Origin of the sequence: Singulisphaera sp. GP187 (assembly GCF_900129635.1) — a bacterium.
Classification (GTDB): Bacteria; Planctomycetota; Planctomycetia; order Isosphaerales; family Isosphaeraceae; genus Singulisphaera.
This window is the reverse complement of record NZ_FSRB01000002.1, coordinates 1,029,478-1,043,541: the sequence shown is the minus strand read 5'-3', so window position 1 is coordinate 1,043,541 and position 14,064 is coordinate 1,029,478. Positions and strand designations below refer to the sequence as shown.

The 14,064-nt window shown below is 63.0% G+C and carries 5 protein-coding genes; 1 reads left to right on the top strand and 4 read right to left on the bottom strand.

Annotation, left to right across the window (positions count from 1 at the left end; genetic code table 11):
- Window positions 1–27: 27 nt before the first annotated feature.
- The 4 genes from BUS42_RS28610 to BUS42_RS28590 form a co-directional block, all read right to left on the bottom strand.
- Entirely contained in the window at window positions 28–1,227 is a 1,200-nt protein-coding gene (locus BUS42_RS28610) for a glycosyltransferase (protein WP_074312706.1), read from the bottom strand.
- A complete protein-coding gene (locus tag BUS42_RS42160; RefSeq protein ID WP_159452307.1) occupies window positions 1,224–3,086 on the bottom strand; it encodes a glycosyltransferase in 1,863 nt (620 codons plus the stop codon). Before BUS42_RS42160 ends, BUS42_RS28610 begins: the two co-directional genes overlap by 4 nt.
- A 111-nt stretch (window positions 3,087–3,197) precedes the next feature.
- Window positions 3,198–4,517, bottom strand: a complete 1,320-nt coding sequence (locus BUS42_RS28595; protein ID WP_254053851.1) for a sulfotransferase — start codon at window positions 4,515–4,517, stop codon at window positions 3,198–3,200.
- 299 nt (window positions 4,518–4,816) lie between these two features.
- A complete protein-coding gene (locus tag BUS42_RS28590; RefSeq protein WP_254053850.1) occupies window positions 4,817–6,235 on the bottom strand; it encodes a tetratricopeptide repeat protein in 1,419 nt (472 codons plus the stop codon).
- A gap of 589 nt (window positions 6,236–6,824) precedes the next feature.
- Here BUS42_RS28590 and BUS42_RS28585 point away from each other — a divergent pair.
- Window positions 6,825–14,048 (top strand): FG-GAP-like repeat-containing protein, encoded by a 7,224-nt coding sequence (locus BUS42_RS28585; RefSeq protein ID WP_254053849.1) that lies wholly within the window; start codon window positions 6,825–6,827, stop codon window positions 14,046–14,048.
- Window positions 14,049–14,064 lie beyond the last annotated feature (16 nt).

The window sequence follows — 14,064 nt, the reverse complement described above, 5'->3', positions numbered from 1 at the left end:
CGAGACAACAAAACAATTGAAGCAACATCAACTAACATGTGATGTGAAGAACGATAGATATTGATTCGCCAAAAAATCGGGGTCCCATCGCCGAGCTTCCACCCTGGCCCGTTCCTGGTGCGTCGCCTCCCACTCCGGGTCATCCCAGAGTCGTTCGATCGTCGCGACCCATGGGGCGACCTCATGAGCCGTTGGTACAGCGTCGCTCGTGGGCGTGCATCGTTCGGGGATGGTGAGGACGAACCCCGCATCCCCCAAGGTTTCCGGCAAGGAACCCCGGTCGCTCGCCAAAACCGGAATTCCGTTGGCCATGGCTTCAGATGCCACGCGGCCGAACGTCTCCCGGACCAGTGACGGAGCCAGAAGAATCCGGGTCAACCGATAGATCGCCCGAGGATCGGACACGTTGGGGAGCCGATTGAGATTCCGAAGTGCCGACAGATCGAGCTTCACCTCCGCCAAGCCATCGGCCGACCGGCGGCCCTCAACCACGAGAAAGGGGATCTCGGGACGACGCAGGGAGAGCTCGGCGGCGATCCGTGCGAACACCGCGGCTCCCTTGGCCGCCTGGGGATTGATGAACGTCACGTACCGTGGGTCGCGATCGATGGCCACGGTACGCGCGGGAATCAAGGGCGACGGGATTGCCACGGACTCACGACCGAGTCGCCGCGCATAGTGCCGTCGAGCGTACTCCGAAGGAACGATGAGCGCGGTGACGTTGGCGAATGTGGGACCAACATCGTAGGCGAGATTGTGGAGGTGGAAGACCACGGGCACGCCTCGCTGTCTGGCCTGGGCCATGAGGGCGAGGTTCGCCGAGTGGCCTCCATAGGTCAGAAGCGCTTGCGGCTTGAACTCATCGAGAGTTCGCTCGAAGTGCTTGAGGAACGCGTGCGATTCCATGCGGTCAGGCGCCCGCTCGATCCGGCTCGAGGCCGTGCGAACCAGGGTTACACCCACACGACCGAGCTCAAACGAGCAGGCATCAACGGCTACTCCGTTGTCCATAGGAACAGCGAATTGACGGATCGGCACTTCCAGAGCCTTGAGCATCGGCGCCAGCGCGGTCTCGCGTTCGTACGAGAGCACCCCGGTCGAGATCGCGCGACACTCGACCCCGCGCGCGGCCAGCAGTTCGAGCACGTCCCGCGTTGCCCACGCGGCGCCGCTGGAGGGATCGATATAGCTATGGCACGAGGCGAAAAGAAGCCGGCGGAGGCTCACGAGGCCGACCCTCCGAAAGAAACGGCAACCTGGGCCTGGCCTAACCTGCTCAGCGCCCGCAGGGCATCGGCTTCTCCCGGGCGCTCGGCGAGCACGGCCGACCAGTGTAAGGCGGCTTCGGCCCGGTCTCCGCGTTCCTCGGCCAAGGCCGCCAGGTTGCGTCGAGTCACATGTCCATAGATCCCCTCGTCCACGCTGGCGAACCGTTCGGGCCGACGCAAGGTCAGGACCTGTCGCCAGCAGGCACCGGCCTGATCCGGCTCCCCACGCAGCCGGTGGAGTACACCTTTGCGGAACAAGAGCTCGGCGTCGTCCGGCTCCGATTCCAGCCCCAAGGCGCAGGCGGCGAGTGCCTCATTCGATTCGCCCAGGAGCTGATGCGCCCGCGCGATCAGGGCGTGCAGCTTGCGGGTGATCGAGTCGGATCGGGCCGATCCCGCCAGGCTTCGCCGCAGGTAGCCGAGCGCATCGCGGACATCACCGGCCTCGAGTGCCACCTGGCCAACATTGAACAGAACGAACGGATCGTCGGGCCGCTCGGCCAACTCGGATTCGAGGATCGCCCGATCGCGTCCGAGCTTGGTTTTGCGGAGGATCGGATCGTTGTAGCCGACATGGCGCACGACCAAGTCCGTCCACCGCACGTCGACCCCGACACGGCGCAACGATGGCAGGATCTGTTCATGAACTCGGTACGTCCAGCGGACATCTTCGCGAACCGGGAAGAGTCGAACGTGGTCGACGACCGTGGCTCCCCCGCCGCTGGAATCGGCGTCGCAGGCACAGCGGACGACGTAGGCCGAGTCGGCCGAGCGGAGGCCGGCAAGCAGGGTCCGCAAGCGATCGCGTTGGGCCGGTTCGACCCGGTCATCGGCGTCGAGCCAGAAGGCATAATCACCGGTCGCGCGGGCCAGGGCCGCGTTGCGGGCCGCGGCGAAGTCGTCGACCCAGACGAAGTCGAACACGCGTGCGCCGAACGAGCGAGCGATTTCGACCGTGCCGTCGGTCGACCCGGTATCGACGACGATGATCTCATCGAACACGTCGGCCACCGAGGCCAGGCAATCCGGCAGGTTGGCCGCCTCGTTGCGGACGATCATCGTCAGGCTCACCCGGCATCGACGCCCTGGTGTGGTCGCTTCGTTTCGAACCGCGACGGCCGAGGAGGCGGAGCGTGCCCTCCCTTCGTGGACGAACAGGTCGTTGGCCACGGCGAGGTGAAAGCCGGCGCTCCGGATTCGAGTCGACAGCCGGTCCGGTCGAAGTTCGGTCGGCTGGCCTGCGCGACTCGTCCCGGCGGAAGTGAGATTGAGCACCCCGCGCTTGACCAGCAGGCAGCGGCCGCCGAGCGACTCCGCCCTGAACCAGCGCCCTCGATGCTCGGCCCGCCATCGCGCGGCGAATTCATCAAGGTCATGGCCGGCTCCATCCCCGGACTCGGCGGACCATTCGACCCGTTGCGGGGGGGCCGCGGCGTTGCTCATCGGGGCGACCATGCCGATCGCGGGATCCGAATCCGCCAGGGCGACGAGCTGATCGAGCCAGGCATCGGTGACGCTCGTGCCCGCTCCCAGCAGAGCCACATAGTCCCCCCGCGCTTCTTGAATGCCGAAGTGCCAGGCGGCCCGGGTGCGCTTCACGTCGGGGGCGACCACCACCTTGACGGGGACGCGGTTGGCATCGCCGATCCCGGCCAGGTAGGCCGGGACGACCCCGGCCGCTTTCCGGGTGACGGCGATCAGTTCCCAGGGGCGCCGGGTGTGCCGCAGCAGAGCCGCCACGCTCCGGCGGGTCGACTCGAGCCGACCGAGACAGGGGACGATCACCGAGGTCAGCGCGGGAAGTGCGGGGCTGGTCATGACCGGATCCCCCATGACGCCTCGATGGAACCGGTGACCGGTCGTGCGCCGCGGACCTTCCTTGGCTTCGCCGGTGAGAATCGCCGATCGCACACCCGGCGCGACATTACATTACAACTTGTTCGCATGATGGATTTGCTTCCAGTAGTCGACATTCCGGGCATTCACGTGGGGAAACGGGATGGCCGGTCGCGGCAGGCCAAGGAACTTGCAGAGGGGATCCCAAGGGTCGCCTCGATCGGTGAGGTCGAAGACGAGTAGGTCGTTCGGGCGGTCGCGAAAGTAGGCCTCGACCTGGCGGCGGTGTTCCCGATACCGGGCGACGAATGATTCCTCGTCGGGCTCGTCCGTGCCGAACGCCTCGATGTAGCATCGGCGATCGATTTGAGCGTCGGCCGAGAGCTGACTCTCGGTTCGTAACCGTTGAAAGTAGGGGCCCAGACTCCGAGTGAACGAGGCAAACCAGGCGTGCGGGTCGCGCCAGGTCAGAATGTACTTCGACCCCGGATACCGCTGGTCCAGCTTGGGATAGTCGAGATATACCGGGGTGTCGAAGAACGCCTCGCCGCGATCGTACAGCGCGTCGTCGAAGCAGGCGTGGCAGGTCTTGAGGCCGAGCTCCATCATCGCGGCGGCGACGGACGTGGTCCCGGTCCGCGGCAGACCGATCCCGAAGACCTTCCCGCTCCGCCTCGGCCCATTCGGCTTGATCCGCGCCGGATTTGCCGTCGATGCCACCGCGGGGCTGATCCCTGATCCGGCGCCCCCCCGGTCACCGTGGCGGTGGACGAACAGATCCAGGGCCACGGCCCCCCGATAGCCCGCCCGGCGCATCCGTTCTCCAAGTTCGTGGTCGTCGATCATGCCCGAACCGAGTGGTTCACCGAAGCCGCCGGCCTCGACGAGGGCGCGTCGCTTGATCAGAAGGCAGAAGCTGGTGAGCCTCGAGGCCTCGAGCCACTTCCCGCGCCGTTCTCGTCGCCACCGAACCGCGAATTGGTGCATCGACTCCAGATCGACATAGAGGCAGTCGGTGACGAGTTGCGGAGGACAAGCGTCGTTCGAAACCGGGCCGGTCATCCCGATCGTCGGGTCCGAGTCGGCCAGGGCGACGAGCTGTTCGAGCCAGCCGTCCGTGACAACCACGGTCGGGTCGAGCAGGACCAGGTCGGTCCCGCGCGCCACGGCCAGCGCCTGGTTGTAGGCGGCCGCGACCCCCTGGTTCGCCGCGTGACTCACGATCGTCACGGGAAACGGCGCTACGTCGCGAACGCCGGCAAGGTACGCGGCGGTGCCATCGATCGATCCATTGTCAACGGCGATCAGCTCCCAGGGGCCGCGCGTGTGCCTCACCAGCGAGGCCACGGATCGCTGGGTCATGGCCATTTGACCGGAGCACGCGACGATGACTGAGGCCAGTCCGCGGGACATCGCCGCCGATTCCTTCATCAATGTCGGTGATCCCGATCGCAGGAAGAGGTCGGAAGATGTTCTGGGAGTCACAAAAGTAGGGCTGACGACTGTCGCGTGTCAATAAGCTCGCATCTGACCGGCTGGTGAATTGTCCACTGATCGCATCCGGGTTGATGCCTCAGGCCATCCTCGAGCACTCGACGCCCACGGACGATAACTCAAATTATCTTCACCATTCACGCTCTAAAGAATTGACTGATCGACTGGACGAGGGATTGCGGTTTCCTCCTGGCCCCAAGCGGCCCCGAGACTGCGGGTCAGGAGGGCCATTTTCCGGCCGGACAGTCCTCGTGAGGCAATCTCGCCTTGGCGGCGGAGATACAACCGCAGACCCGACAACGTACGCCGGTGAACATTTCGCATGGCGTGCATGTCGCCAGTCGAGCCCGGTAGACGTCCAGGGGGACGGTCTTGAATCCCGAACCGGCGAACGTCGCGGCCGCCTTCGTCGCGGTCAGCGCCATGCGCAACAGGCCGGGGCCGGCCGCGGTCGAGGCCTGGGTCTGGGGCTGGGTTGTGATGACGTTGGCGTCGAAGATTCCTCCCGCCCTCAGGGCCGGCGTTGTCGAGCCACCGCCCGCTCGATAGTCGGCCAGATGTTGGGCGTACCGCTCGGTTTGCGGCTTCCCCAATCGGCGGAGCAAGTCGACGGACTCTTCTCCGCGGACGATCGCCCGGTCCCGTCGGCCCAGATCGGCTTCGGCGATCGCGACATACCACAGAAGCATCGCCTCGTGCTGGGCATCCCCCACCCTCCGGGCGATCCCCAGCGCCTGCTCGAAGTGCTCCCGCGCCCGGATCGGATCGGCCCGACCTTGATACGCGAGTCCCAGGCGTTCCAGCGCGACCTTCTCGGTGTAACGGTCGCCGGTCTCGCGGGCATAGGTCAACGCCGGCCCGAGGATCTCGATTGCCTGCTCCGGCCGGCCCAGTATGACCGCGGCCTGGCCCAGGTTGACCAGGGCATCGAGTTCCCGAACCCGGTCACCGAGCCGGCGTGCCCCGTCGCGTGCTTCCTCCAGGAGTGACACCGCGGGCTGGGCGTCGAGCTTGTGCAAGTAGGAGACGGCGAGATCGATCAAGGCCGTGACCTCACGGGAGCGATCCCCGGACTGACGCACCTCGGCCAGCGCGTTCGCGGCGAGCTGCCGCGAGGGGATCATCGGTGGCAGGTCGCTGGCCGACGACGCTACATCCGTCTTGACCTGCGCTGGCTCGATGCCAAAAACCAAGCACAAGCCCCGGCCAATCCGCCGGATCTCCTGCGAGGCTGGCCATCGGCCCCTGATCCGAGCCTCGTCGAGCGAGTCCTTTCCGTCATCGGACCACGCAAGCACAAGATCAGTCCGCCTCGGCCCGGATCGCGCGCACGTTCCCCCGCCCGGGAGTTTCCAGGTTGGTTCGGTTTTCGACCTGACCAAGCGTCGGAGGAACGCCGGCAAACCCATCCCGGTCTGCTGCTGTGCCGGGCTCAAGACCACTGGCAAGGAGCAGAGGCCGTCAATCGCGGTCACGATTGCGCCAGCCGCCGTGCCCACGCGATCCCAGTGCCGGAATCCGTCTGCCTGGGCGCCGGGTAGCCAGAGGACGAGGCGGCCGTCACCCGACGCAGCGTCGAGCAACACTCCCTCGTCGGCCACCAGCGGGCGGCCATCGGGCAGATTCATGAAGGTCATACCAAATTCGCCAACGATAAACAATGAGTAACGCCAACTACAAGGCGATCAAGCAGGCTTTGGATTGAAAACAATCTTACGCGTAATTGCCAAGAAAATCATCAGGCATGTCAAAAAATCGATTGCTACGGATCCGCCCCTGCCGTCGGGAGTACTTATTCGACTTCCTCGAAGTTTTTTCTCGGAGCGGCGGCTTGACCTAACTCCTGAAAAATCAATCCGTTCGATCTCGCCAGGGATTACGCTGCACCCGCCTGATCACGCTGTCCGGAAAACATTTTGCTTGATTTCGGTTCGGGGTATGGTTGAAGTGTCCCAACGTTCCGATTTGACGATGACTCCATTCATCAGGATCCGAAGCAGATCTAAAATCACCCGACGACAAGTCCCCCCCCCCTTCGGCGCTGGGTGTGCCGCTCGCCCCACTCTTGATCACTCTACTATTGAAACCCTTGCGTCAGCTCCACGGCATCGCCCTGCGCGGTGCCGGCGACGGCACGCAAGGCGTTCACGAGGAAGGACCGCACCCATGAGCCGCCGACAACGGAAGCCTCTCACTCCTCGTTTCGATTCTCTCGAGCCCCGCCAGATGCTCAGCCACAGCGGCTGGAAGCCGAGCGTCATCCCGGTATCGACGGCCCAGGCTCATTTCAAATTGCGAGACGACGGCAACACACGACCCGATCTCGATGCGTTTGCGCAACAGCTCGTCAGTGATCGCCAGGCGGCCACGCGCCAGGGTCTCGGGGCCCTGGCCACGGCGATGAAGCAGCATTCGGCCTATGCCGCTCGCAATGGCTGGGGAGGTTGCCTCGCCATGGTGCTCGCGCAGCATCCGGCCTATGCGGCGCGGCACCACCTGACGGCGTTCCTCACCCCACCCACCCCGAACTCAACGTCCAGCCCGGAATTGGCTACAACGACGCCCGAGGTCAGCACTCCGCCGGCTTCAGCCTTACCCACGACGATCATTCCACCGACCCAGTCCCCAAGCGGAAAGCCTCTTGATTCCACCACGCTTTCCCCTGTAATTAATCCGCCTATCGTCACGTCAACAGTGCAAAACATTAATATTGGGTCAACCCTCGACCTCACGATCCAGCCCGGCGGTCTCTTTGGCCAGAACGTTACTTATACAATTACTCCCCAGCCTCTTCCCGACCATATGACCTTTAATCGCCAGACCGGCGAGCTGATCTTCGCCCCGGCACCAGGTCAGGCCGGGACGATGACCCTCACCGTCGTTGCCAGCGATGGGGTCCATGAGGCCGCCCTGAAAATACCGGTTCAGGTCAACGAAGCTCAGCTAACGACCACCGAACTGTCGGGGCATGTCGTCGACGAGTCGGGCACGCCCCGCTCAGGCATCCCGGTTGCGATCGGCGATGCCAAGGCCATGACCGATGCCAACGGGAACTTTACCCTGGCCGGGGTGCCGACGAATCCAGGGCCGATCAAGGTTGGCGACTCCAAATCGAACAGCGACGATTGGCTCAACCTGACGGCGCCAGTCGAGCAGTTACTTGGTCATCAACCCTATGCCAATGCCAACAATGCGATCGTCCAGCCGCTGATTTTGCCCAAGATCGACTGGTCGGCCCCCGCCGATTTCAGCCGGACCGATCCATCCAAGGCCGCCAGCGTGACCAACTCGGCGATACCAGGATTTGCGATCCGCCTACCGGCCAATTCCAAGGGAGCCGTCACCGCGGGGACGATCTCGGTGGCCGAATTGCCCGCGTCACTGGCGTACCAGCATATGCCGGGATCGCTGAGAGGCGCGATGCTGCTTTATCGTTCCGTGGGGATCGATCTGACCCAGCCCGTTGAGTTGACACTGCCGAATACCGCCGGTTATCGCCCCGGAGCGGTCGTGAACTTGCTGCGAATGAACATGCAAACTGGCGGCAAGGACGCCGTCACGCGCATGGTTGTGTCAGCGGATGGGCTGACGCTGAACTCGATCGGCCCGATTTCACTCGCCGCCGCGAAACCGCCGCAGTCGTCCGCCTTCCACGCCATGTCACTGGAGGAACTCAGCGGAAGTGGAGGAAGTGGAGGCAGCGGTGGCGTCTCGTACTCGGGTTGTCTGATCGAACAACCAGCACCGCCGACTTCCGCTCCCAATCCGCCCTGTCCCGACTGCGATCCAACAGGGAACCTGGTGGGAGGTTCCAATCCCCCCAGCGGCCTGGATCCCATGCTCGCCTCGGATGCCAGTTTACTCACCGGCCAGTACTTTCAGGACCACCAAACGGTCACCTATCAGTCCCAGGGACTGAGTCACGGTCTCGACCTGCAGTACAGCTCGGACCAGGCTCACTCGCATCCCGTCGTCCAGTATCAATTCACGGCACAACCTGCCGGCGACGGTTCTTCGATCAGCTCCATCTCAGCCCAGGTCAGTCTGGGAGGGGTGATTCAGGGAGGCGCCACGACCTATCCGACCCCCGGTGGACTGGTAGACGGAACCACATACTACATCCCACTCCAGGTCGACGCCTCGGCGCTACCCACGGGCGTTTATCCCTACACCGTAACCGTAACCGAGGTCTTCGGCTCCGTTCTCACCGGAGCGACGTTCTTGACGACCTCCGGGGAAGGGTACGTCAACGTCGTCAACTCGGCAAGCGACGCACTGGGAGCCGGCTGGAGCATCGGTGGCCTGGAGCACATTTCCCAGGTCACCCCAGGGGAGTCGGCGCTTCTGAGTCGGGGTAAGCAGGGGTCGGAGCGATTCGACGCGGTCTACAACGACGGCCAATCCTATGTTCAAGACCTCGCCCTGGGTTCCGCTGTCACCGACTCGCAGATCCTGGCCAATGATGGGGCGGGGCACTTCACGGCCGCCGCGGTCACAACCTATGGGGGAGTCGTCGGAACCGTGGCCGGGGCTCTCAATGGCGACTCCTGGATCGATCAGGTCGTGGCCGACTCGTCGACCCTGGCGATCCGGCTCAACAACGGCGCGGGGGGCTTCACCGCGGGCAGTTCCTACACTCTTCCGACCGGGACGATCGGCAAGGCCGTCGCCCTCGGCAACTTCACCGGCCACATCAACGGCGTGCTCGACGTCGCGGTCCTCCTGGCCCCAAGCTCCGGTTCGGGCAACTACTCCGTCGCCATCTACACCGGCCATGGCGACGGCACCTTCGCAACACCCGTCGTCTCCTCGGCCGGCAACGGCGTCTCCTCGGGTTCCAGACCAGACTCGATGGTCTTCGGCGACTTCAATGGCGACGGCAAGGACGACCTGGCGTTTGCAACGGACAACGGGCTGGCCGACGTGATGCTCGCCACGGGGAGCGGCTCCATGGGGTCGGCCACGGCCTTGGCACTCCCTTCGGGGCACACGGCCATCGGCGTCGTCGCAACCGACTACAACAACGACGGCCATCCGGATCTGGTCGTCGAGTCCAACAACATGAACGTGGCCGAGTTCGGCTTCTATCCCTTCGTCAGCCTGGACCTCTTTACGGGAAGCGGCAGCGGTAGTTTCAGTTTCACCTCCACCTACCAGACCGTCGGTCAGTCCGACAAATCCACGATCGGACTTGTGGCAGGCGACTTCAACGGTCCAGACTCGGGCCTGGAGATCGCCGTGCCCGTCAACGACAATAATGCCTGGAACTACCTCGATATCATCCCGCTGTCGTCCTCCGGAATCTGGGGAAATGGCACCCTCCACACGGCCGGACCGTTCAACTACGCTTACCAACCGGGCAACATCGTGGCGGCCGACCTCAACGGCGCGGGCCGGCCGAGCATTGCTCTGACCGACGGCACGGGACAGGTGCGGCTGTTCCTGGCCGACCCCGGTTCCAACCAGTTCTTCCCGCTCGATTCCGTTCCCTTCCCTTCGAGCTACGGTAATGTCGGGATGATCACCGTGGCGCCGTTTGACCGGCAAGCCGCCACCCCGGGCTTCCGGGGGACGAGCATTTCTCCCTCCACCTTGGTCCACAATCTCGACGGCACCTGGACTCACACCTACCCCGACGGAATCGTGATCCAGTTCGACACCGGTGGCCGGGAGACCTCCCAAACCGACCGCAACGGCAATTCGACCTCCTACGCCTACCTCGCCAGCGGTGTGGCCGCCGGCGCCCTGCACACCATCACCGACCCGGTCGGGCTGGTCACGACCCTGGCCTACGATGGCTCCGGCCACCTGGCCGCGATCACCGATCCCGCCAGCCGGGTCACGACAATCACCATCGACTCCAACGACAACCTCACCGCAATCACCGATCCTGACGGCGCCATCGTTCAGTACGGCTACTCGACCCCCGCAAACCACCTGATCACGACCGAGATCAGCCCCAACGGCCACACCGCCACCGCTTACTACAACGCCTTCGGTCAATTCGCCAGTGAGACCCTCTTCGACGGCACCTCGTCGACCTCGGTCTCGCCATCGCGGAACCACGGCTTGCTGGCCCCCGGGGATAGCGGGGGACTCTCTACCGCTTATAACGCGAGTGTCACCGACCCCAACGGCCGCACGACGACGATTACCTTCGACAGGAGCGGCCACCTCACCGGTGTCGCCGACGCCACCGGGGCATCGATGACCACCACTTACAATAACCGTGGTTTTCCGGTGACCCAGACCGACGCGCTCGGCCGGATCACGACGTTCACTTACGACTCGTTGGGCAACATTACCTCGATCACCCGACCGGGCCCCAGTGCGGGTGGGTCAGGGGGGTCGGGAGGCTCGGGTGGTTCTTCCCCCAACATCGAGACGATCACCTACGGGCCTTATCAAGTTCCCACGTCGATCACCGACTTCAACGGACACACGACCACGTATACGCTCGACTCTCACGGCAACGTGCTGCGTCGCACCGACCCGGACGGATTGCACGAAGACTGGACCTACAACTCGGCCGGCCAGAAGCTTACCGACACCAGTCGCAATGGGAACACGACCACATACGCCTACGACGCACGTGACCGGCTCACCACGGTCACTTACCCCGGTGCCGGGTCACCCCACGTGGTCTCGGGCTACAATTCCGCCGGTGACCTCACCTCGATCACCGACGAACTCGGTCACACGACGACGTTCACCTACGACCAGGCCGGCCGCGTGCTCTCGGAGCAGAATCCGGTGCAGGCGGCGGCGGGGAAGTCGACCTCCTACACCTATGACGCCGACGGCAACGTCACCAGCGTCACCGACGCCCTGGGACACGTCACCACCTACGCCTACAACGAACGCGACATGCGGATCGGCATGACCGATCCGGTCAACCAGGGAACCAGCCACCACACGACGTACTCCTACGACGCCCGGGGCAACCTCAAGACGAGCACCGATCCGCTGGGTCACACAACCTCGTACAACTACGATAACGACAATCGCCTGACGGGCATCCTTGATGCCGCGGGGCACCGAACGACATACATCTACGACCTGGCTGGCGAGTTGACCCTCGTCACTGATCCCAACAATCACTCCACACAATACACGTACAACGATCTGGGCCGGCTCGAGACGATGATCCTGAATGCCTTCAACCCGGGTGGCTCGGGTGGCTCCGGCGGCTCGGGAGGGTTTGGAGGAGTCACCTACACCTATGACTACGACTTCCAGGGCAACCTTACCAGCGTCAGTGACCCGCTCGGCCACAAGACAACCTACAGCTACGACAACCTCGACCGCCGGATTGCCGTCACCGACCCACTGAATCAGACGACCAGCTATGGCTACGACGCCGACGGCAATGCAACGACCATGACCGATCCGCTCGGCCATGTCATCACCAACACCTATGACGTCCGCGACCGTCTGGCGAGCCAGAGGGCCCCCTCCGGTGGCGGAACGACCACGTACACCTACGATTTGCACTCACGATTGACGAGCCTGACCGATCCGGTAGGCAATGTGACCAGCTATGGCTATGACGCTGCAAACCGCGAAACAACGGAGACCGACCCGCGGGGCAAGGTGACGACCTATGCATACGATCTGGCAGGCAACCTGACGCAGGTGACTGACCGCGACCTGCGAATCCGCCAGTTCGGCTACGACGCCGATGATCGCCCAACGACCGAGTCCTGGATCCCCATCGGCGGCGGCGCGGCGACGAACGTCATCACCATGAACTACGACGCGGCGGGGCGGGTGACCGGCATCAGCGACAACGTCAGCCATTACGCTTACACGTACGATAATGCTGATCGTTTGATCACAGTGGACGATGCGGGGACCACGGGCCTTCCGCAAGTGACTCTGACCTACGGTTTCGACGCGGTGGGAAATCGGACGAGCTTAACCGACAGCCTCGGAGGCGTGACGTCGTATGTCTACGACTCACGGAACGAACTGGTACGTCTGACGCAGTCCGGTACGGGAGTGACGAATAAGCGGGTGGACTTCACCTACGATGACGCGGGCCGGCGGACGAGCCTGATTCGCTACTCGGACCTTACGGGAACGTCGACAGTCCTGGCGACCGCTTACTCCTACGACGCGGCAGATCGCCTGACTAACCTCGTCCACGAGACAGCGCTCACGGGTGGGACGGTGGTCTCGTCCTATGGCTACACGCTGGATGCGGCGAGCCGCTTGACGCAGGAGGTGAAAACCTGGACGTCGACCGGCGGTTCGGCCAGCGACACGCTCGGCTACACGTACACCAACGACAACCAGTTGACGGGCGTGTCCCACACCAATGGCTCGTTTGCCAATGAGTCGTTCGGCTATGATGCTAACGGCAACCGGAACACAACCGGCTATTCGACGGGCACAGGCAATCGTCTGTTGTCGGATGGGACTTTCAACTATGCCTACGACGACGAGGGGAATCTGTCGAGCAAGACGGAGATTTCCAGCGGCGACAAGACGGTTTACACCTGGGATTTCCGTAATCGGCTGATCGAGGTATCCCAGGTGGTAGGTGGAGTGACAACAGTTTTGTCGACATACACATACGATGCCATGAACCGTCGGATCGGAATGGCGGAGGGAGGATCGACAACTTGGACGCTATTCGATGGGACTTCTCCGCTCCTTGACTTCAACGGTTCAAGTACTCTAACCGCGGGATATCTCAACGGTCCTAGCGCAGTGGGAGTCGATACGGTCCTGGCTCGCGACACGCCCTCAGGGAATGTGGCGTGGTATCTACCCGACCGCCTTGGGACAGTCGGTGATATAGTGAATAACACCGGCGCCGTGATTGACCACATCGAATATGGTGCGTTCGGGCAGGTGCTGAATGAGACCAACTTCTCGAACGGAGACCGGTTTAAGTTCGCAGAGACGAATTATGACCCGAGGGTAGGACTGAACCTAGCGTTTAATCGGAGTGAGGATCCGACGAGTGGCAGGTGGATTAGCCAGGATCTGGTTGGCTTTGCTGCCGGGGATACCAATCTCAATCGTTACATTAAAAACGATCCCCTAAAGGCCGTTGATCCGACCGGAAATTATCCCCTTCCCCTGGGGCCAATCGGGACGATTCCTTTTGGCCCCGAGGATCCGCCATCAAATCCATTTCCCCCAGACCCTCTCCCTCCTAGTGGTTCCGTCCCCAATCCTTTCAATCCTGGAGATGGCCCACTCTTTCCGACACCTCCACCCTACATGCCATGGACACCTCCCAACACACCATGGTGGGATGGATGGCCTGATAGCAAGGGGCCAAACATGGACCTCACCCCCCCTCCATGGTATAAAAATCTGCCTAAGCCCAAGAATCCGTTTGTCTACAAGAAAGGGCCCTGGGAATTTGAGTGCGATCCCCGACGATTCCTCCACCATGATCCTAATTTCAAGTTCAAATATGAGATCCGATACTGAGTCATTAAGCACTGAT

Coding starts and splice junctions, on each gene's coding strand:
- BUS42_RS28590 (WP_254053850.1), bottom strand. CDS start 6,235: ATGACCTTCATGAATCTGCCCGATGGCCGCCCGCTGGTGGCCGACGAG.
- BUS42_RS28595 (WP_254053851.1), bottom strand. CDS start 4,517: ATGTCCCGCGGACTGGCCTCAGTCATCGTCGCGTGCTCCGGTCAAATG.
- BUS42_RS42160 (WP_159452307.1), bottom strand. CDS start 3,086: ATGACCAGCCCCGCACTTCCCGCGCTGACCTCGGTGATCGTCCCCTGT.
- BUS42_RS28585 (WP_254053849.1), top strand. CDS start 6,825: ATGCTCAGCCACAGCGGCTGGAAGCCGAGCGTCATCCCGGTATCGACG.